Below are 21750 nucleotides of genomic sequence, written 5' to 3' on the forward strand. Positions count from 1 at the left end.
CCATCTGTTATCTCTCTCCTAAAAATCAAACAATGACAGCTGGTTCGATGCCGGAAGATCCGCAAGGATTCCAAGATCAACCATCGTGTCAATAACGGTCTTACTTGCTTTTGTTCTCTGTCTGAAATCATCCAGCGACAGATAGGTCCCATCTTTTGAGGCTTCTGCAACTGCCTCGGCAGCCTTCTCTCCCATACCGTCAATGCTGGAAAGCGGCGGCATCAGTTTGCCATTTACGATCAGGAACTTCGTTGCCTGTGCTTTGTAGATGTCAAGCGGCTCAAATTCGAATCCTCTTGCATACATCTCCTGAACGATCTTCATATCTTTCATCGTATCCTGTTCTTTTTTGCTGAGTGTCGCAGAACGACGGTTGTAATCATCGATATAGTACTGAAGCTTTTCCTTCCCCTGACACATGATCTCATAAGAGAATGCATCTGCACGGATTCCGAAATATGCCCCGTAATATGCAAGCGGATAGTTGATCTTACAGTATGCGATACGGTATGCCATCATGACATACGCCGCCGCATGCGCCTTCGGGAACATGTACTTGATCTGCTCACACGACCAGACATACCAGTCCGGTACATTATGCTCAGCCATGTCTTTTTTGAATTCCGGCCATTCCTTACATTTTCCTTTGGCAACCGTTCCTTTACGGACACGTTCCATAATAGTAAAGGATTCCTCGCTGTCCATTCCCTTGTTGATCAGATACGTCATGATATCATCTCGGGTACAGATTGCAGTAGAAATCGTTGCCTTACCGCTCCGGATCAGTTCCTGGGCATTATTCAGCCATACGTCTGTTCCATGTGACAGCCCGGAGATACGGATCAGATCCGAGATTGTATTCGGCTTCGTATCCACGACCATCTGGATAACAAAGTCTGTTCCAAATTCCGGGATTCCCAGACATCCGACCGGACATCCGCCGATATCATCTGGTTTGATCCCAAGTGCCGATGTATCATGGAATAGCGAAATCACCCCCTGATCATCCAACGGAATCTTGGTTGCATCAAAACGATTATCCGTCTCATTGTATTCATTGTCCATCGCCGGAGAGCTGATGTATTCCTCCAGCGTCTTGATCATGGTCGGATCATCATGTCCGAGAATATCAAGCTTTAACAGGTTGTGGTCGATCGAATGGTAATCGAAATGTGTGGTAACGATATCGGTCGTCATATCATTCGCCGGATGCTGTACCGGCGTAAAGGAGTTGATCTCTTCACCAAGCGGAAGTACAATGATACCGCCCGGATGCTGTCCGGTGCTTCGCCGGATTCCCGTACATCCCTGTACGATACGGTCAATCTCACATTTCCTCTTGCCCTGTCCGTGTTCTTCGTAATAATTCTTTACATACCCAAACGCTGTCTTATCCGCCAGTGTACCAACCGTTCCGGCACGAAACGTCTGACCTGCGCCAAAGATGACTTCCGTATATTTGTGTGCATTACTCTGATAATCTCCCGAGAAGTTCAAGTCGATATCCGGTTCTTTATTTCCCTTAAATCCAAGGAATGTCTCAAACGGGATGTCGAAACCGTCTTTTGTAAGCTTTTCTCCACACACCGGACAGATCCGGTCTGGCATATCCCATCCGCAGCCTCCGGCAAACTTTCTGACTTCTTCTGACTCAAAGTCGCTGTAGTGACATTTTTTACAATAATAATGAGGACTTAACGGGTTAACCTCTGTAATCCCAGCCATGGTCGCCACGAAGGAAGATCCTACGGAACCACGGGACCCTACCAGATATCCGTCCTCCACCGACTTCCATACCAGTTTCTGTGCAATAATATACATAACGGCAAATCCATTTGATATGATAGAATTCAATTCTCGTTCCAGACGCTCGGTAACAATCTCCGGCAAATCTTCCCCGTACATTGAATGCGCCTTGTTATAACAGATGTCACGCAGCATCTTATCCGAATCCGGGATGACCGGCGGACACTTGTCCGGTCGCACCGGTGTGATCTTCTCCACCATTCCGGCGATCTTCACCGGATTCTCAATGACAATCTCTCTTGCCTTTGCGGATCCCAGATATTCGAATTCCTCCAGCATCTCATCAGTCGTCCTAAGATACAGTGGCGGCTGACTGTCCGCATCACCGAATCCCTTCCCTGCCATGATGATCCTTCTGTATACCTCATCCTCCGGATTCATGAAATGTACATCACATGTTCCGACAACCGGCTTATTGAACTGTTCGCCAAGTGCCACGATCTTCCGGTTGATCTCTTTTAAGTCTTCCTCGTTCTGTACCTTCGTAATCTTCGGGCTCTCGATCATGAACTGGTTATTGCCAAGCGGCTGGATCTCCAGATAATCATAGAAGTTTACGATCTTTGCGATTCGTTCTTCCGACTTTTCATTCAGAATCGCCTGATAAAGTTCTCCCGCCTCACAGGCACTTCCCACCAGAAGTCCTTCTCTGTATTTCGACAGTTCGCTCTTTGGAATTCTTGGTCTTCTTGCATAGTATTTCAGATGGGACATTGAGATCAGGGTATACAGATTCACACGTCCCACTTCATTCAGTGCCAGAATGATCACATGGTATGACGGAAGTTTCCGGACAGCATCAGCATTGTTCTCTCCAAACTGGTTTAGCTTCGCCAGATCATAAATGCCTCTGTCCTTTAACATTTCCACAAATTTTACAAATATCTCCGCAGTTGCCCCGGCGTCATCGACCGCCCGGTGGTGGTTCTCCAGTGAAATATGGAGTGCATTTGCCACCACATTCAGCTTATACTTTGACAACGTCGGCAGAAGGATACGCGCCATCGACACCGTATCCACCGATGTGAAATCCGGCTGGATATCCTGATATCTGCAGTTTTGTTCAATAAAACTTACATCAAAAGAGGCATTGTGTGCGACCAGTGCCGCATCTCCTATGAACTCCAGAAATTGTGGAAGAACCGTCTCAATATCCGGCGCCCCCATAACCATCTGGTCGGTAATGCTGGTAAGCTGTGTGATCTGGAACGGGATCGGTACTTTCGGATTGACAAATGTACTGAATTTGTCTGTAATCACGCCATGTTCTACCTTTACCGCACCGATCTCGATGATCCTATCCTTGATTGGACTGAATCCGGTTGTCTCCAGATCGAAGACTACATACATGTCATCCAGCGACTGCCCTTTTTCATTTACCGCTACATCAGTCAGATCATCTACCAGATATCCTTCCACACCATAGATAACTTTGAACGGATCGTCCTTATCCAGTGACTCAATATAATGATTTGCATCCGTGAATGCCTGAACTACACCATGATCCGTGACCGCCATCGCCGGATGTCCCCAGTCATGCGCCTGCTTTAGAAGCGTTGTGACGTCTGTTACCGCATCCATATCGCTCATCTTGGTATGGCAGTGAAGTTCCACTCGTTTCTCTGGTGCAGTATCCACTCTTGACTCTGTAAAATCACTGATCTTCTTGATTCCGACTACCGACTGGATATTCAGTTCCGAATCAAAACGGTCTACCGTTGTTACTCCTTTTAACTTCAAAAATGCACCTGTCTTAATATCTCCCAAAATATCCGCAAGCTGATCGTTCCGCACAAACATTTTCACCATAATAGAATCCGTAAAATCTGTAACTGCAAACATAATGATCGTCTTCTCGTTACGGATCTCTCTGGTCTCCATACTGATGACTTTTCCACGGATTGTGATCTCACCCATCTCGCCTAACACATTCTGCAGTTCGATCGTCTCATCGTCAAAGTCTCGTCCGTAAATCAGATTCGGATCATCCGTAGCCTTACGTACAAACGAATAGTTGCCTTTTCCAAATGATTTGGAACTCTTAGCGCTGATTTTATTACTGTTTTCTCCACCGGAAGTGCTTTTTAACGCACTTTTTTCCTCTTTTTTCTCTTCTTTCTGTTCCTGTGCTTTCTTTGCCTTGACAGCCTCAGACTGTTCACGAATTGCCTCTACTTCCTGTTCTAATTTGGCTTCGTTATATTTCAACTTACTGTCTTTTGCCTTTTCATACAGAACCCGTATCTCCACCGGCCGTTGAAAACGCTCTGCAAATACACCCGTCAGATACTCCGACAGGGAGTCCTTTTTTCCTTGTGCAACAATCGTATCCGTCAGCGTCAGACAGAGAATATTACCATTTTCAAATTCATAACTGGCGTTCTGGAGCATGTTCCGCTCTACAACGCTCTTCTGATCCAGTTCCATCAGAAAACTGTCGTAGTATTCATTCATCAGATTCTCCGGTGTATACTGTTCCGATAAGTCATACTGCTCCCGCACTGTCACCTGGATATGGCTTCTGGCAAATAACTGCTGCTTCAGCATACGCTCCACTTCATATATATCCTTTTTCTGGATCAGATGTCTGCTGTAAATGCTGACACGGATAAAGTCTCTCGTAGAATTTGTGGAAACTTTCGTCACCTCTACACCCTGAAACATCATCTGAATATCATCTTTTACTTTTAATGTCGGAAATACCTCAAAAAACGGCTTACTCATTCCAGTGTAACAACTCCTGTCTCAATGTCTCCAATAATTCGTCTTCTTTTACTTTCTTCACGACCTCACCTTTCTTGATCAGAAGACCTTCTCCGATTCCGCCGGCAATTCCGATATCTGCTTCCTTTGCTTCTCCCGGTCCGTTGACCACGCAGCCCATAACGGCCACCTTGATATCCAGCGGGATATCTGCCACCATTTCTTCGACTTTATTTGCAAGTCCGATCAGATCGATCTTGGTTCTTCCGCAGGTTGGGCAGGATACCACTTCGATTCCGCCTTTCCGAAGTCCCAGCGTCTTTAAGATCAGTTTTGCGGATTTAATCTCTTCTACCGGATCTCCGGTCAGCGATACACGGATCGTATCACCGATCCCCTGGCTTAAGATCAGTCCCAGTCCGATGGAAGATTTGATATTCCCTGCCAGCAGCGTTCCTGATTCTGTAATGCCGACATGTAACGGATACGGGCATACCGGTGCCAGGAGCTCATGCGCTTTCACGCACATCATAACGTCCGATGACTTGATACTGACCACCAGATTGTCATATCCCATTTCTTCGATCATATGTACTTTGTCCAGTGCACTTTCTACCAGGCCTTCTGCCGTTACTCCATGATATTTTTCTACCAGATGTTTCTCCAGTGAACCACTGTTCACTCCGACACGGATCGGTATATTATATTCTTTTGCTTTTTCTACCACTGCACGGACTCTTTTTTCATCCCCGATATTCCCAGGATTGATACGGATCTTATCTGCCCCGTTCTCAATTGCAGCAATTGCAAGACGATAATCAAAGTGAATATCTGCCACCAGCGGAATATGTATCTGTTCTTTGATCTTGCGGATACTCTCTGCTGCTTCCATCGTCGGAACCGCAACCCGGATAATATCGCATCCCGCTTTTTCAAGCTTTAAGATCTGCGCCACACAGGCTTCCACGTCTTCTGTTTTCGTGTTCGTCATAGACTGGATCGCAATCCGCTCCCCGCCGCCGATACACACATTACCGATCTGTACTTTTTTCGTTTTATTTCTGTAGTCTTCCATCCTTTTCCCTCCGTTTTTATGATATATAAACTTCTTTTTTGTCTTTCTTCTTGCATATGCGCATTTGTCCCTATAGCAACAAATGCCCCTCTATACCATACATATAGAGGGGCTGTCATTTTTAATTCTTATTGAACATCATCTGTTCTCCATATTCACGCTCTGTCAATGTCAGCGTTCCGTCATCAATACTATATTCAAATGTCGTTCCTATGGATTGTACTGCATTTTTCAAAGTCTCTGTCGTATACTGTCCATCCGACTTTTCTGCAATTTTCTGAATCTGTGCATCGTCCTGCTGTATAGAAATCGTCTTGGATTCTTTGTTCATCGTATATGTCATCGGAACTTCTGTATCTTTTCCTTCTCCCGATGCCGGAATAGTTACCGTCATCTGACCATCACGACTGATCTTCAGATTCATATTACCGTCCTCATCCGTCCAGGAACCTTCTAACGGATTCCCCGTAAACATCTTCATCAGAAGAAATATTGCTACGATTATAATCAGGACAGATGTAACAGACGTAACGACTGTCCATATCTTACTTCTTTTTGCCTCATCATTGTTTTCTATCATCTATCCGTTTCCCTTCTTTTTATTGTGTCTTTTATTATTCCCGCTATTATAGATTATATGTGCTTTTTTCTTCTGTGTCAACGACAGGTCTTTTGTTTCTTCTTCCCTTTACTCGTCAATCTCCACAAGCAGATAAAATCCTCTGTCCGTCTGTTCAATCTTCTTGATCTTTCCTTTTCTTGCTCTGATCCGCTGTCTGGTACGGTAGATTCCTGACATAGCGATGGATGGTTCGACCAGATATGTATATTGGCCGGTAACGGCACTTCGTTCACTGATCTCTACTTCCTGTCCTTCTGTCACCAGACCTTCTCTTTCCATTTTAAAACGTTCCACACGCATTTTTACTGTCTCCTTTTCTTTTTATCCACACAATACCGCAAAAAGCAAAAATCGTCAGCTTCCCTTTGAAAAACTGACGATTTTTGCCGGACAGTTCTTATTCCTTTACAAAGCGGTGATAAATATAATCATTTGCTTCTTTTTCCTGACTGTCATCCAGTGGAGTAAGAATCACTTCTCCACCATACTTTCTTTCCAGCGCTTTTCTGATCAGATAATCACTGACCTGTGGATTCTTCGGAAGCAGCGGACCATGCAGATAGGTTCCGATCACATTCTTATACACAACACCTTCATAACCGCTTTTACCATCATTTCCGGCTCCGTACAGAACCTTTCCGAACGGTTTATTTCCATTCAGATAAGTTCTTCCGCCATGGTTTTCAAATCCTACTACCGGCATGTCTACAAGTTCACTGTCCAGAACGATATTATCGATCAGACGTCCTTCTTCCTGCTCCGTATAGATATCCACCAGATTCAGACCCTCTATCATTCCGGCATCTGTTTTATAGTACTTCCCAAGAAGCTGATAACCGCCGCACACTGCAATGACCACACCGCCGTCTTCTACATAATCTTTGAATTCACTTTGGATCTCCAAAAGACTTTTACACACGATTGCCTGTTCCCTGTCGGAACCGCCTCCCAGCAAAACGATATCCAGCTTTGAAAAATCGATCTGATCTCCGGTGTTGAATTCTATTGTCTCTGCTTCTATTCCCCGCCAGATACAGCGTTTCATCAGACATGCAATATTCCCTCTGTCTCCGTACAGATTCAAAAGATCCGGATACAGATGACCGATTGTAAGTTTCATATCCTTAGTCTCCATTATCCTTCTCCTTCCATCTTTTTCAATACATTCCGGGTACTGAACAGAGCTGTATAGTTCACCAGTACATACAGGTTACCACATCCATTTTCTACTCTTTCACGGATTGCCTTCTCCACATCTGCTTCCAGCATGGACGTAATATCTACGTATTTCATACGTAATCTCATATCCTGACAGCGGATACCGCTTACTGTAATGGAATTGATATTCGCTCCCTTGAATCTGTCAAAATCCACATCCCAGAGCCATGAAATATCCGTTCCGTCCTGTGCATTGTCATTGATCACAATGATTACATCTTTCATGGATTCATCCTGCATTACCGCAGAAATATTCTGATTAAATCCCGCCGGATTCTTTGCAAGATTCAGCACGATCTTTGTGCCCTGTACATCAAATTGTTCCATGCGGCCATTCTCCGGATTAAATTCTGCAAGCATGTCCTGGAAATGTTCCAAGCCAAGTCCGCCTGTCTTTCCAGCCGCATAAGCTGCCAGAATATTATATACATTGTAGAAACCTTTATAATTTGCTTCCAGACGTTTTCCGTCCACCGTAAATGCCAGATGGTCACTGACCGCTACATCAGCCGCATCGTAATCAATCTCCGGTCTCTTAAAATCACAGCCCGTACATGCATAATCACCGAGCTGGCTGTAGTGATAAAAATTATATTTCAGTGGGGCCCCGCATTTTTTGCAAAACCGTCCTTCTCTGATCTCATGCGAATCTTTATCATCCACAACCTGCTCACTGATTCCATAAGTAACATATGGATTGCCGCTTTCCTGCGCCAGATAGGCAGACAATGCATCATCTCCGTTAACGATCACTTTCATCTCCGGTGCGCTTTGCATCACCTCTTTCAGGATATTCATGGTAATATCAATCTCTCCATAGCGGTCAAGCTGATCCCGGAACAGATTCGTCAGCACCATATAATCCGGCTTAAAATGCGGGAACACTCTTCTTGTCGATGCTTCATCGATCTCGATACAGGCATAATCCGCATCCAGATTTCCTCCGATCCCGGCACCAAGTACGAAAGCTGCTACCACACCATTTAACATATTCGATCCCGTATGATTACAGATGACTTTATATCCTTCCTTTTCAATCGCTGCACAGAGCATGTTATTCGTGGTCGTTTTCCCATTCGTACCACATACGATAAAAATATCTTTTCTCACCTGTCCCGCCAGTTCTCGCAGGATTGACGGATCAATTTTTAACGCAATCTTTCCCGCCCAGGTCACTCCCTGGCGGTGAAAGATGTGTACACTTGCTTTTTCACTTATCTTTGCTGCCCACACGGCCAGCATTCTGCGTAATCTCATAATTTTGTTATTCCCCGATCAGTTCCTTAATATTTTCAGGTTCCGGCATAGAACGGATCGCACCCTTTTTCATTGTGATCAGTGCTGCACCGGCATTGGCATATGTCAGGATCTCTTTTAATTTTTCTTCGTCCAGTCCATCCAGACCGTATGTCAGCACACCATTGATCGCGCAGCCACAGAATGTATCTCCTGCTCCCGTTGTCTCAATTGCTTTCACTTTGAATCCCGGTTGCTCTACACGTAAATCTTTATAGTAAGCACGGCTTCCCTCTTTTCCCATTGTAAGGAAAATCAATGGAATCTGATATTTTTCCTGAAGATAATGAATTCCATCGTCATAGTCTTCCATACCGGATACAAACTGAATCTCATTATCAGATATCTTTAATACGTCGCAGCGTTCAAATCCATATTCCATCTGTGCCTTCGCATCATCCAGAGAATCCCAGAGCGGTGGACGTAAGTTCGGATCAAATGTAATCAGACATCCTGCTTCTTTTGCTACTTCCAGAGCTTTCTTTGTAGCACTCTTTACCGGCTCATCTGTCATCGAAAGTGTTCCGAAATGGAATACTTTAGACTGACGGATCAGATCATAATCAACCTCATTTTCACCAAGCATCATATCTGCTCCCGGCTTACGATAGAATGAAAATTCTCTGTCTCCATCCGGGAAAGTATGTACAAAAGCAAGTGTTGTGTGGATATCCTGATCCATTACAAGTCCCTTTGCTTCTATTCCTGTATTCGTAATCGTATCCTTCAATAATTTACCAAACTGATCATCACCTACTTTTCCGATAAAGGCTGTTTTTCTTCCCAGTTTATTCAGCATTGCAAGTACATTACATGGTGCTCCACCCGGACATGCTTCAAATAACTGATTTCCCTGCTCACTTTCCCCGTTTACCGCAAAATCGATCAATAGCTCTCCGAGTGCTGTCACGTCATACTTCTTTTCCATATACACTACTCCTTATCTTAATCTTTATATTATTATTTATTTTACCATATAATTTGTCATTTTAAAACCTGTCCGTATTGAAAGTGCATTATCACTAATTTTCGCATAAGTCTTTGTTATTTTTTTGTCATTTTTGCCTATTTACGAATTTGATAATGATTGATAAAATAATAACAAATAATACAACAACCTGACGTATTATTTTATATTGTGAAACAACGATTTCACAAATGTTCGTGTTTGGATGGTACTCCCCTCCCACGAACCCTCTCTTGATAGCGTTTTGTAAGAAAGTCACATAAAAAGTTTCCGCCAAAACTTTTTATGTGACTTTCTTCTTTTATCCTAACAGATGTACCCCGCCAAGAAGCACATACGATATAAACCACATAATTACAGTTGCCATACAGATTCCAACGATCACTGCCGGGAACGCTTTCTTAAACTTCATTCCCAGAAGTGCTGCGATCAGAGAACCTGTCCATGCTCCTGTTCCCGGAAGCGGAATTCCTACAAAAAGTACCAGCCCCCAGAACTCATATTTCTCAATCTGATCCTTCCGGCTCATGGCTCTGTTCTCCAGTTTATCCACGAGCGGCTTGAATGTCTTCGTTCCCTTCATCCAGTTAAATACCGGTGTGATCAGAAGCAGAATAAATGGAACCGGAATAATATTTCCGATAATGCACAGTGGAATCGCTGTTGACACCTTGACCCCGAGGATCGGTCCCGCAACCAGAAGTGCACCACGAAGTTCCAGGATCGGAATCATGGAAATCAGAAATACAATTACCTCTTTACTTACACTTCCGCTTAACGCATCAATAATTCCATGTATTAATGTATTGGTCATAAGAAACTCCTCTTATTTATTCATATATTTTTTCAGGAACGCAAACATTGCTTCCATCTCTTCTCTGGTTCCTACAGTGATACGCATATACTGTTCGATTCTCTCACTGCCCCAGAAGCGCACATAGATATCATTCTCTTTCAGTGCTTCAAATAATTCTTTTGCATCATAATCCGGATGCATGGCAAAGATAAAGTTCGATTTGGAATTCAGGCAGCGGAATCCAAGATTCTTTAATTCTTCTTTTGCCCATTCACGTGTCTCGATAATCTTATTCACACACGCTTCAAAATATGCCTGATCCTTTACCGCTTCCACACCGCATACCAGTGATGTCTGGTTCATAGTATAAGAGTTGAAAGAATATTTTGCATCATTCAGGTATTTGATCAGAGTCGGATTACTGATTGCATAACCGATACGCATTCCTGCCATTGATCTTGCTTTTGAAAATGTCTGTACAATGATCAGATTCTCATATTTGTCAATCAGTTCCAGCGCAGAACGTCCAGCAAAATCAACATATGCCTCATCTACAATTACGATCACATCCTGATTATGTGCGATAATATCTTCTACGTCAGCCAGATCTTCATAAAGCCCTGTCGGTGCATTCGGATTCGGGAAGATCACACCACCATTTTCCTTGTAGTAATCTTCTTTTACGATCTTGAAGTTCTCATCTAACTTCTGGCATTCATACGGAATGCGGTACAGATCCGCCCATACCTTATAGAAAGAATAGGTAATATCCGGGAAAAAGACTGGTTTCTCCGAGTTAAAAAATGTCAGGAAACACATGGATAATACATCATCCGATCCAACTCCTACAAATACCTGATCCGGATTTACATGATAAAAATCAGCCAGTGCATTCACAAGCGGTGCTGCCGTCGGATCCGGATACAGACGCAGGCGGTCTGTATCCATCTCCTCCAGCGCTTTTGTCACGCCCGGTGCCGGCGCGTATGGGTTCTCATTGGTATTTAACTTGATTACTTTGCGCTGCGGCTGTTCGCCTGGCACATAAGGTTCTACTTTTCGAATGTTCTTTTCAAATGCTTTCATGCTGCTCTCCTAGAAATATTCTTTCGCCAGTTCTTTGAATTTTGGAAGTGAATTGATGATCGTCTCGTGAGATACACAGTATGCAAGTCTTACATATCCAGGACACGCAAAGGAGCTTCCCGGTACGATCAGAATATTATATTTCTTAGCGGCTTCACAGAACTCCTTCTCATTCGGAACCGGTGATTTTACAAAGAGATAGAATGCACCCTGTGGTTTGATACACTCGAATCCACATTCTTTCAGGCCGTTGTAAAGGTCTTCTCTGTTGCGGTCATAGAAAGAAAGGTCTGTCTTTTCATTCAGACATTTTTCTACTACTTTCTGCTGCAGTGTCGGTGCATTAACAAATCCAAGGATACGTGTCGCCACATTTGCTGCGGAAAGTACTTCTTCACTGTCTTTCATCTCATCCGGAATCACCAGGTAGCCGATACGTTCTCCCGGAAGAGACAGCGATTTACTGTAAGAATATCCTACAACTGTATTATCATAATATTTTGTGAGATAAGGAACTTCTACTCCGTCATAAGCAAGTTCACGATATGGTTCATCTGAGATCAGGACAATATCCGTTCCGAATTCTTTCTGTTTTGCCTCCATGATGGCAGCAAGCTTCTTAATCGTCTCTTCGGAGTACACCACACCTGTAGGATTATTCGGATTGTTAACGATGACTGCTTTTGTCTTAGGCGTGATCTTCTGCTCGAATTCATCCAGTTTCGGCTGAAAATCTACAGTATTCGGTGAAATTTCGACCAGCACACCATCGTAATTATTTGTATAAGAACGATATTCTCCAAAATATGGTGCAAATGCAATTACTTCATCTCCCGGATTGATGATCGCTTTCAGGATAACATTCAGACCTCCTGCAGCACCAACTGTCATAACAATATTCTTTCCCTCAAAGTGCGTATCAAAACGTTCATTCAGAGATTTTGCTACTGCTGCTCTTACTTCCGCATATCCGCAGTTGCTGTTGGTATATCCGTGAAGTGCAACCGGATCTGTGTCATTTACAATCTCGATGATCGCATTCTTTACAGCCTCCGGTGCCGGCACATTCGGATTACCAAGACTGAAATCAAACACATTCTCAGCTCCATAAATCCCTGCCAGACGGTTACCTTCCTCAAACATTGCACGGATAGCCGAACTGTTGGCCACCATATTTTTCATCTTATCCGCTATCATTTTATTGCTCCTTTCTCACTGCAAGTCTTTTTTGTCTTTCAAACATCTTTTTCTGTCACATCGCCCTTTTCCACCATAAAGACAGGACGGTATGAAAGTTTTGCTTTTCTGAGTCCTTCCGCTCCGGTATCATCTTCCCTGTTCACATATTTGTAGTTCATACATTCATGTTCTACAAACTGCTGGTTGATCATTGTATATGCACCCTGTACATCTGCATATGCCTTTTCAATATGCACTACATACGTATCCTCACAGATAGGTTCTCCAATCGTAAATGCTACAACTTCTCCGTCAATCCGTAAAACTCCTCCGGTCAGATGAAGCTCTTCGAACAGACGAAGGGAATTCAATGCCACACACATCTCACCCCTTTTTTCATCGTCGTCTTCACATTCATTCTCTTTCCGCCATTTTAATGCCATCTGAAAGCAGTCTTCCAGATTTTCTCTGGTCATACTTTCATATGACCAGCGTCCGTCATACAAACTTTTGAACTTATTAATATGGTTACGTTTCCCATGGAGTTTTTTCCCTGAAAGCGTCGCTAACTTTTCTGATTCATATACATAATCTGCAGAGTCTCTGTCATACTCAATCTGAAATCTTTCCGGATACCATTCATTCAGCTGTTCGAAATATTCCGGTGTCACATTGTACATCAGGAACGGTCTGCCTTTTTCTTTAGAATACTCCATCATCTCTTCCAGTGCATTTTTTACATCTTCCGGCGCTCCTGCCGGATACGCAAAAGATACGTGATTCTCATCTTCACTTTTGAATACCAGTGCATTCTGTACAATTGCCCACTTCACCGGATATTGTCTGGACCAAAGATAAACATTGGCAAATGTTCTCTCACAGCTTCTGCTGGTATGATGTTCAAAGTAATGCGCAATAATCTCCTGATCTTCTAATTCTGCACGCTTAAACTGTATTGCTTCCATCCTTTATATTTACCTTCTTTTAGTTTCAGCTATTTTCTGATAGTCATATTCCAGATTCTTACATTTCCTCATTCATATTTGCAAGCTTTGCAGCCTGATCGGCTGCGATGCAGGCATCAATGATCTCCTGGATGTCTCCATTCATGATCTTATCCAGTTTGTATAATGTAAGTCCGATACGGTGATCTGTCACACGTCCCTGTGGGAAGTTATAAGTACGGATCTTCTCGGATCTGTCTCCGGTACCGATCTGACTCTTTCTTGCCTCTGCTTCGGCATCATGACGTTTCTGGCATTCCAGATCGTACAGCTTCGCACGCAAGAGAGCAAATGCTTTATCCTTGTTCTGCAGCTGTGATTTCTCTGTCTGACTGTAGATCACGATTCCTGTAGGATAGTGAGTCAGTCGTACAGCTGAATCTGTCGTATTGACACACTGTCCACCGTTACCGGATGCACGCATTACATCGATACGGATATCTTTTTCATCAATCTGGATATCTACGTCTTCTGCCTCCGGCATAACTGCTACAGTAATAGTAGAAGTGTGAATACGTCCGCCGGATTCTGTCTCCGGTACACGCTGTACACGATGAACTCCGGATTCGTATTTCATCTTTGAGTACGCACCCTTTCCGTCGATCATAAATGTTACATTTTTCATTCCGCCGATACCAATCTCTTCACACTCTACCAGTTCGACTTTCCATCTCTGACTTTCTGCATAGTGCATATACATACGGTAGATTTCAGCTGCAAAGAGTGCCGCCTCGTCTCCGCCCGCACCGGCACGGATCTCAACGATAACATTCTTTTCATCGTTCGGATCTTTCGGAAGAAGAAGGATTTTCAATTCCTGTTCCAGTTCCTCCACACGCTTTTTGTTATCATTCAATTCTTCTTTTGCAAGTTCACGCATCTCTTCATCAGACTCTTCCTCTAACATCTCGAGGCTGTCCTCGATTGCCTGTTTGCATTCTTTGTATTCATTATACGCCTCTACAATCGGAGTCAGGTCGTTCTGCTCTTTCATAAGTTTGCGGAAGCGGTTCTGGTCATTTGCCACATCCGGTTCCTGAAGTTCATTTAATATCTCATCCAGACGGATGCGCAGATCTTCTAATTTATCAAACATGGTATTTCCTCCTTAACATTACTCTTTATTGTACCTTCCCATAACAACGCGGTCAAGTCCCGCCAAATCCTTTTTTACCTGGATTTCTTCATATCCCTGTTCTTCCAGGAGAGCCGATACATCCTTTCCCTGATCAAAACCGGTCTCAAACAGAAGATATCCACCTTTTTTTATATGTTTTACACTTTCTTTCACAATCAGACGGTAAAAGTATAATCCGTCCGTTTTCCCATCCAGTGCAATCCATGGATCATGAAGCTTTACTTCATCTTCCAGACTGCTGATTTCCTCCGTTCTGATATACGGTGGATTTGATACGATCATGTCATATGTTTCTGCGATGTTCTCGAACAGATCTCCCTGTATAAAAACCGCTCCGGTCTGAAGTCTGCTGTCATTTTCCTTCGCAACTTTCAATGCTTCCTCTGATATATCACATCCGGTTCCGGACACGCAGATTCCTTTCCTTTCCGCAAATTTCAGAATGCTCTCCAGAATACAGCCTGATCCTGTACACATATCCAGGATCTGCATCCCCGGCCGGATCTTCTTCAGCGCCTCTTCTACCAGTGTCTCTGTATCTTGTCTCGGAATCAGCACATGCTCATTCACCTTGAAATCCAGCCCCATGAATTCCTGTTCACCGGTAATATGCTGAAGCGGGATTCTCTGTGCTCTTGTCTCAATATCTTTCCGATAGTGCTCTGCTTTATCCTTCTCTACCTCTTTATCCGGATCAGCAAGAAACATGGCTCTGCTGATCTTTGTCTCGTATTCCAACAGGTACCATGCATCTAACTTTGCATCCGCTATCCCAGCTTTTTCCAAACAGATGGTTCCGTCCCTGTATAGATTACGAAGTGTGAAAATTGTCCCGTTCATAAGCCCTCCAGTCAAATACTGCTTCTACTGCCTGTATCGCAACTTCTATCATCCCGTCATCCGGTTCACTGGTCGTCATCTTCTGGATTGCCATTCCAGGTTTACTCAGCAGATTAACAACTGGATTGTCACTGTTTCCCGCAAGCTTCAACACCTCATAGGAAACACCTGCGATCACCGGAAGCAGCACGATACGTACAACCACTCTCATAAGCGGTGACTCTACCCGGATCAGGAGCAGCAGAATAATACTAATCGCAAGCACGAAAAACAGGAAGCTTGTACCACAGCGTTTGTGCTGCCGGGAACTGTTCCTTACGTTTTCCACCGTGAGCGGAAGTCCGTGTTCAATGCAATTGATACACTTGTGCTCCGCACCGTGATACATAAATGTTCTCTGGATATCTTCCATCCTCGAGATCAGTAAAATATAGATAATAAAGATTCCGATTCTTACAAAGCCTTCGATCACTGTCCGCAAATGATAAGACGGAACAACCGGTTTCATCAATGATGACAGGAAATATGGCAGGACCATAAAGATCGCCACTGCAGCCACAATAGAAAATGCAACCGTCCCCGCCATCAAAAGACTTTCCTGTTTTTCTTTTTTCTTTTGTTCAGCTTCGGAAAAATTTTTCTCTTCCTCTTCTTCATAGAATGATGCTGAAAATGTCAGTGTCTTAATTCCCAGTACCATAGAATCAATAAAATTGAACACTCCTCTGACAAACGGAATTGTCGTCAGTTTCTTATATCTGCCGGTAACACTATGAAATTCCTCTATCTGGACAAAGATCTCCCCGTCCGGCTTCCTGACAGCTACGGCATAACGGTCCCGATTCTTCATCATGATACCTTCCAGCACCGCCTGCCCGCCAATATTCGATGATTTCATATACTCTCCTTCATATATTCTGTATCATTACAAGTTCTATATAATTAAAATTATAAGAAAAAAGGGCTGAGATTCAAAAACCTCAACCCAATACCTGTAATCTTATTTGTCCATTCCGTATTTCTTATTGAACTTATCAACACGGCCACGAGCCTGAGTTGCTTTCTGCTGTCCTGTATAGAATGGATGACATTTAGAACAGATTTCTACGTGGATTTCTTCGCTTGTAGATCCTGTCACGAATGTATTACCACAGTTACAAGTTACAGTTGCCTGATAATAATTTGGATGTATTCCTTCTTTCATGATTTTCACCTCTTCTTTATTTTCTTGACACGCACATAAATGTGCCGTAAATTTCTTTTCATTTACACAGCTTGTTCATTGTAGCACAAGAATCAATATTTGTCTAGATAAATTTTGTCTTTTTTACCATTTGTATTAATTCTTCATTATTCTTTGTTCTTGAGAACATATTCAGAATGTTATCTACCGCCTCTTCCTGACGCAGTCCATTCAGACCTTTTCTCATACTTTCTACCGCTTCCTGTTCTTCTTTTGAAAGCAGCAGGTCTTCTCTTCTTGTTCCTGATTTCAGAATATCGATTGCCGGGAACATTCTTTTTTCCGAAAGCTTGCGATCCAGTACCAGTTCCATATTACCGGTACCCTTGAACTCTTCGTATACCACATCGTCCATCTTACTTCCGGTATCTACCAGTGCTGTTGCAAGAATTGTAAGGCTTCCGCCTTCTCTCATATTTCTTGCCGCACCAAAAAATCGCTTCGGCATATGAAGTGCAGCCGGATCGAGACCACCGGACAAGGTTCTTCCTGATGGTGGAACAGTCAGATTATATGCTCTTGCAAGTCTTGTAATACTGTCGATCAGGATCATCACGTCTTTCTTGTGTTCTACCAGACGTTTTGCACGCTCGATCACCATCTCAGATACACGCTTGTGATGTTCCGGAAGTTCGTCAAATGTTGAATAAATAACTTCTACATTTTCCCCTTCAATAGACTCGCGGATATCTGTTACTTCTTCCGGACGTTCATCGATCAGCAGAATCAGGAGATGTACTTCCGGATTATTCTTCTGCACGGATAAAGCCACCTGCTTTAACAAAGTTGTCTTACCGGCCTTCGGAGGCGATACGATCATACCTCTCTGTCCTTTTCCGATTGGAGACATCAGATCCATAATACGCATGGCCGTACTTGTCTTCCCGCACTCCAGGCTCAGTCTTTCATTCGGAAAGACCGGCGTCATATCTTCAAAATTCTTTCTGTGCATGATCTTCATCGGATCAATGTTATTTACCTTTGACAGATATAAAAGTGCACTGAACTTTTCCTGCTGCGTCTTGATTCTGGTATTTCCTTCCAGAATATCTCCTGTTTTAAGATTAAATCTACGGATCTGCGATGGGGATACATAGACATCATTATCTCCCGGCAGATAGTTCGCACTACGAATAAATCCATATCCATCCTGCATAACTTCAAGAATCCCCCGCACTGTAATACCACTGTCCAGCTTGTCTATGTCATGAACTTCTTTATCTCCGGTATTGGCAGATAATTCTTTTACTGTTTCTTTTGCGTTATTCTTTACTTTCTCGTCTTCCTCCAGCATGCGCTCGATCAGTTCAGCTTTTTTCATGGTGGAAATTCCTTTTAATCCTCTTGCCTTTGCCAGGTCTTTTAATGTCGCCAACGGAAGAGATTCATACTTTTCTTTCATCATATAGCCCTTTCACCTCAAAATATATCTTCATTCTCTATCTGGTTTCCCGTTCATAACTTCATCATTCATTGATTCAGCATTTCTTAATTTGCAGGTTATCTGGAAAATTACGTCAGAAATGACGATATTAGTTGAAACATGACATTATTATACTATATATCTCTACATTTTTAAAGGACTTTTTTGTAATCCACTGCACAGTAATCCACTGCACATCCCGGCACATCTTTTCACAAACAGCACCCTCTCACAATAAATTGTTTCACTTTTCATGCTTTCTGCGTATATTGACTTGCTCTTCTATGAATGATATGATTAAAAAAACTCATAAAAAGGTGGTATCCATAAAATGACAAATAGCGAAAAAGCTTTAAAAATGCACGAAGAATGGCACGGAAAGATTGAAACCTGTGCAAAATCCCACGTAAACTCAAGAGAAGATCTGGCAATTGCTTACACTCCTGGTGTTGCGGAACCTTGTAAGGTGATCGCCAGGGATCCGGAGGCTGCCTATACTTATACAATGAAATCCAACACTGTAGCTGTTGTTTCCGACGGAAGTGCCGTACTCGGACTTGGTAACATCGGTGCTCTTGCTGCAATGCCGGTTATGGAAGGAAAAGCAGTACTTTTCAAAGAATTCGGCGGTGTCAACGCTGTACCGATCTGTCTTGATACACAAGATACGGAAGAAATCATCAAATCCGTTGTAAATATCGCTCCTGCTTTCGGTGGTATTAATCTGGAAGACATCAGTGCACCCAGATGTTTTGAAATTGAAGAACGCTTGAAAGAACTCCTTGACATTCCGGTATTTCATGATGACCAGCACGGAACAGCTATCGTTGTCCTTGCAGGTATCATCAATGCCATGAAAGTAACTGGAAAAGACAAAGAATCTGCCAAAGTTGTTGTAAACGGTGCCGGTTCTGCCGGAGTTGCTATCACAAAGCTTCTTCTCACCTATGGTTTCAAAGACGTGACAATGTGTGACATCAGCGGAATCCTCGGAAAAGGATCTCAAAATCTCAACTGGATGCAGCAAAAGATGGTCGAAGTAACCAATCCGGAGCAGAAAACAGGTACCCTTGCCGATGCTTTAAAAGGTGCTGACATCTTTGTCGGTGTATCTGCTCCGAATATTGTCACCCAGGACATGGTTGCTTCTATGAACAAAGATGCCATCCTCTTTGCTATGGCAAACCCTGTACCAGAAATCATGCCGGATATTGCCAAAGCAGCCGGAGCAAAGGTTGTGGGAACCGGACGTTCCGATTTCCCGAACCAGGTAAATAACGTAGTTGCTTTCCCTGGAATCTTCAAAGGTGCTCTGGAAGGACGTGCAACTGCAATCACGGAAGAAATGAAACTTGCCACTGCAAAGGCTATCGCAGGTCTGGTTCCGGATGAAGAATTAAATGAAAATAATATTCTTCCGGAAGCTTTTGATCCACGTGTTGCCGACGTTGTAAGTCGTGCTGTAAAGGAACTGATCTGATATGACTGTACGCTGGGGAGAAAAAAGATATTATTCTCTCGATTATTATCTGAAAACTACTTATGGTGAAAAGCTCTATAAGATTTCTCTCGATGGCGGTATGACCTGTCCAAACCGGGATGGAACACTTGGAACCCGCGGCTGCATTTTCTGCAGTCGCGGAGGTTCCGGTGATTTTGCCGAAAGCCATACCCTGTCTGTCACAGAGCAGATTGAATCCGGTAAAAAACAATCTGCGAAAAAATATACCGGATCATCCTACATCGCTTATTTCCAGGCATACACCAATACTTATGCTTCTCTTGCATATCTGGAAAAGTTATATATGGAAGCCATCCTGCATCCTGATATCCGGATTCTGTCCATCGCAACCAGACCGGATTGCCTGAGCACAGAAATCTTAGATCTTCTGGAACGTCTGAATCAGATCAAACCTGTGTGGGTCGAGCTGGGACTTCAGACTATTCACGAAAGAACTGCCCGTTATATCCGAAGAGGCTATGATCTTCCGGTATTCGAGACCGCTGTATCTGAACTTCGCAGACGGGGAATAGATGTCATCGTCCACACGATCCTCTGCCTTCCCGGCGAGACAAAGCCTGACATGCTTCAGACCATACAGTATCTGAACAGACAGGATATCCAGGGAATCAAGCTGCAGCTTTTGCACATATTAAAAGACACCGATCTGGCAGAAATCTATGCGTCCGATCCATTTCCGGTTCCAGATCCGCAGGAATATTACGAACTTCTCGGAGCATGCATCAACCACCTCAGACCTGATATTGTTATCCACAGGCTGACCGGAGACGGACCAAAGGAGCTTCTGACCGCTCCTTTATGGACCTGTAATAAAAGACAGGTACTGAATCAGTTACAGTCGTACTTTAAAACACATGACATCTGGCAGGGAAAGGAGTATTAACCATGGCCAAATCATTTACGCTATATAAATTAATCATTTTGTATATGTTGAATCAAGTTGATTTTCCTCTCACCAATTCCCAGATATCTGAATTCATTCTGGATAAAGGATATACAACCTACTTCAAATTACAGCAGGCTTTATCCGAACTTCTGGAATCGGGATTTATCCGAGAAGAGTCTACACATCACCGTACATTTTACCATCTTACGGAGGATGGTGCCGAGACAATCCACTATTTCACCAACGATATTTCACCTGCGATCCAGCATGATATTGATGAATTTTTAAAAGAAAAGCATTATGAATTAAAAAACGAAATGTCTGTGAAAGCAGATTATTTTGAAAATTCCAACATGGAATATTCGGTGCGCTGTCAGGTCATTGAACAGGGACTCCCCCTCATCGACCTTACCGTAACAGCCCCGACAGAATCCGAAGCCGCAACCATTGCAAACAACTGGCAGAAACGTAACCAGGAGATTTATGCGTCGGTGATGGCGAAGCTCTTATAAATATTATTGGGATTTAATTGGGATTTAATTTATGAACGGGGAAGCGGCCTCTCAGTCCTTGAAGGAAACAATAGATAAGGCTTCTTGTTCAGGTTCCATACCATAAGAAACACTAAGAGAGTCAGAACCACCTAAAAGCAAAGGAACTACGCTCAAACTCGGCGTTCGCCTCAAACACGTTCGCTTCGTTCCTTTAACGGTGATTCTGACTCTCTAACTATTTCTAATGGCATTCCACATTCACAATAATCCTTATCTATTGTTTCCTTCAAGTCGTGACTGGCAGCGAATGTTAATAAATAAAATGCCCGGAAATGTAACCCGGTGGAGGCCACAACCGTTACGCAATTGCCATTAATTCGTAAGGCATTTGATACACACGGAATAAAGCTTGAAAAGGCGTTCCAGTGAATGTGAAAGAGGCGTTGGTAATT

The 21750-nt window shown here is 43.3% G+C and carries 19 protein-coding genes; 3 read left to right on the forward strand and 16 right to left on the reverse strand.

What is annotated here, in order from left to right; genetic code table 11:
* Window positions 1-18 precede the first annotated feature (18 nt).
* The 16 genes from GT508_RS10795 to rho all read right to left on the reverse strand — a co-directional run bounded on the left by GT508_RS10795 (window position 19) and on the right by rho (window position 18378).
* Window positions 19-4530, reverse strand: coding sequence for a PolC-type DNA polymerase III (locus tag GT508_RS10795; RefSeq protein WP_161144219.1), 4512 nt, complete (start codon window positions 4528-4530; stop codon window positions 19-21).
* Window positions 4523-5584, reverse strand: a complete 1062-nt coding sequence (ispG, locus tag GT508_RS10800; RefSeq protein WP_028088292.1) for a flavodoxin-dependent (E)-4-hydroxy-3-methylbut-2-enyl-diphosphate synthase — start codon at window positions 5582-5584, stop codon at window positions 4523-4525. Before ispG ends, GT508_RS10795 begins: the two co-directional genes overlap by 8 nt.
* Window positions 5585-5705: 121 nt before the next feature.
* Complete coding sequence (locus GT508_RS10805; protein WP_028088293.1) at window positions 5706-6164, reverse strand: hypothetical protein; 459 nt, start codon at window positions 6162-6164, stop codon at window positions 5706-5708.
* Between the two features lie 108 nt (window positions 6165-6272).
* The gene (locus tag GT508_RS10810) at window positions 6273-6506 is read right to left on the reverse strand and encodes a hypothetical protein (protein ID WP_028088294.1); all 234 of its coding nucleotides are present in this window, start codon (window positions 6504-6506) and stop codon (window positions 6273-6275) included.
* Window positions 6507-6603: 97 nt separating this feature from the next.
* On the reverse strand, window positions 6604-7326 hold the full coding sequence (locus GT508_RS10815) for a type 1 glutamine amidotransferase (RefSeq protein ID WP_055284089.1): 723 nt from the start codon (window positions 7324-7326) through the stop codon (window positions 6604-6606).
* A gap of 14 nt (window positions 7327-7340) precedes the next feature.
* On the reverse strand, window positions 7341-8681 hold the full coding sequence (locus tag GT508_RS10820; RefSeq protein WP_161144220.1) for a MurT ligase domain-containing protein: 1341 nt from the start codon (window positions 8679-8681) through the stop codon (window positions 7341-7343).
* Window positions 8682-8688: 7 nt separating this feature from the next.
* A complete protein-coding gene (locus GT508_RS10825; RefSeq protein ID WP_161144221.1) occupies window positions 8689-9648 on the reverse strand; it encodes a carbohydrate kinase family protein in 960 nt (319 codons plus the stop codon).
* 340 nt (window positions 9649-9988) lie between these two features.
* Window positions 9989-10501, reverse strand: coding sequence for a COG2426 family protein (locus tag GT508_RS10830; protein WP_117598326.1), 513 nt, complete (start codon window positions 10499-10501; stop codon window positions 9989-9991).
* A gap of 12 nt (window positions 10502-10513) precedes the next feature.
* On the reverse strand, window positions 10514-11569 hold the full coding sequence (gene hisC, locus GT508_RS10835; protein WP_161144222.1) for a histidinol-phosphate transaminase: 1056 nt from the start codon (window positions 11567-11569) through the stop codon (window positions 10514-10516).
* Between the two features lie 9 nt (window positions 11570-11578).
* Complete coding sequence (locus GT508_RS10840) at window positions 11579-12766, reverse strand: pyridoxal phosphate-dependent aminotransferase (RefSeq protein ID WP_055284052.1); 1188 nt, start codon at window positions 12764-12766, stop codon at window positions 11579-11581.
* 38 nt (window positions 12767-12804) lie between these two features.
* Complete coding sequence (locus tag GT508_RS10845; RefSeq protein WP_055284050.1) at window positions 12805-13713, reverse strand: DUF2156 domain-containing protein; 909 nt, start codon at window positions 13711-13713, stop codon at window positions 12805-12807.
* A 58-nt stretch (window positions 13714-13771) separates the two neighbouring features.
* A complete protein-coding gene (gene prfA / locus GT508_RS10850) occupies window positions 13772-14848 on the reverse strand; it encodes a peptide chain release factor 1 (RefSeq protein WP_006428954.1) in 1077 nt (358 codons plus the stop codon).
* An 18-nt stretch (window positions 14849-14866) separates the two neighbouring features.
* Window positions 14867-15730 (reverse strand): peptide chain release factor N(5)-glutamine methyltransferase, encoded by an 864-nt coding sequence (gene prmC / locus GT508_RS10855; protein WP_161144223.1) that lies wholly within the window; start codon window positions 15728-15730, stop codon window positions 14867-14869.
* Entirely contained in the window at window positions 15702-16628 is a 927-nt protein-coding gene (locus GT508_RS10860) for a DUF1385 domain-containing protein (protein ID WP_161144224.1), read from the reverse strand. Before GT508_RS10860 ends, prmC begins: the two co-directional genes overlap by 29 nt.
* A 102-nt stretch (window positions 16629-16730) precedes the next feature.
* Window positions 16731-16934: a 50S ribosomal protein L31 gene (gene rpmE / locus GT508_RS10865; protein ID WP_022415351.1), complete on the reverse strand. Its 204-nt coding sequence runs from the start codon at window positions 16932-16934 to the stop codon at window positions 16731-16733.
* Between the two features lie 103 nt (window positions 16935-17037).
* Window positions 17038-18378: a transcription termination factor Rho gene (rho, locus tag GT508_RS10870; protein WP_055284042.1), complete on the reverse strand. Its 1341-nt coding sequence runs from the start codon at window positions 18376-18378 to the stop codon at window positions 17038-17040.
* 349 nt (window positions 18379-18727) lie between these two features.
* On the opposite strand from rho, the gene GT508_RS10875 reads away from it, so the two are divergent.
* Genes GT508_RS10875 through GT508_RS10885 form a run of 3 tightly spaced genes read left to right on the forward strand, consistent with a single transcriptional unit; the run spans window position 18728 to window position 21316 of the window.
* Entirely contained in the window at window positions 18728-19876 is a 1149-nt protein-coding gene (locus GT508_RS10875) for an NAD(P)-dependent malic enzyme (protein ID WP_161144225.1), read from the forward strand.
* Between the two features lies 1 nt (window position 19877).
* Window positions 19878-20801, forward strand: coding sequence for a TIGR01212 family radical SAM protein (locus tag GT508_RS10880; RefSeq protein ID WP_161144226.1), 924 nt, complete (start codon window positions 19878-19880; stop codon window positions 20799-20801).
* A 2-nt stretch (window positions 20802-20803) separates the two neighbouring features.
* On the forward strand, window positions 20804-21316 hold the full coding sequence (locus GT508_RS10885; RefSeq protein ID WP_028088307.1) for a DUF4364 family protein: 513 nt from the start codon (window positions 20804-20806) through the stop codon (window positions 21314-21316).
* The last annotated feature ends 434 nt before the right edge of the window (window positions 21317-21750 follow it).

This window comes from Dorea sp. BIOML-A1 (genome assembly GCF_009875615.1).
Lineage (GTDB): Bacteria > Bacillota > Clostridia > Lachnospirales > Lachnospiraceae > Dorea_A > Dorea_A amylophila.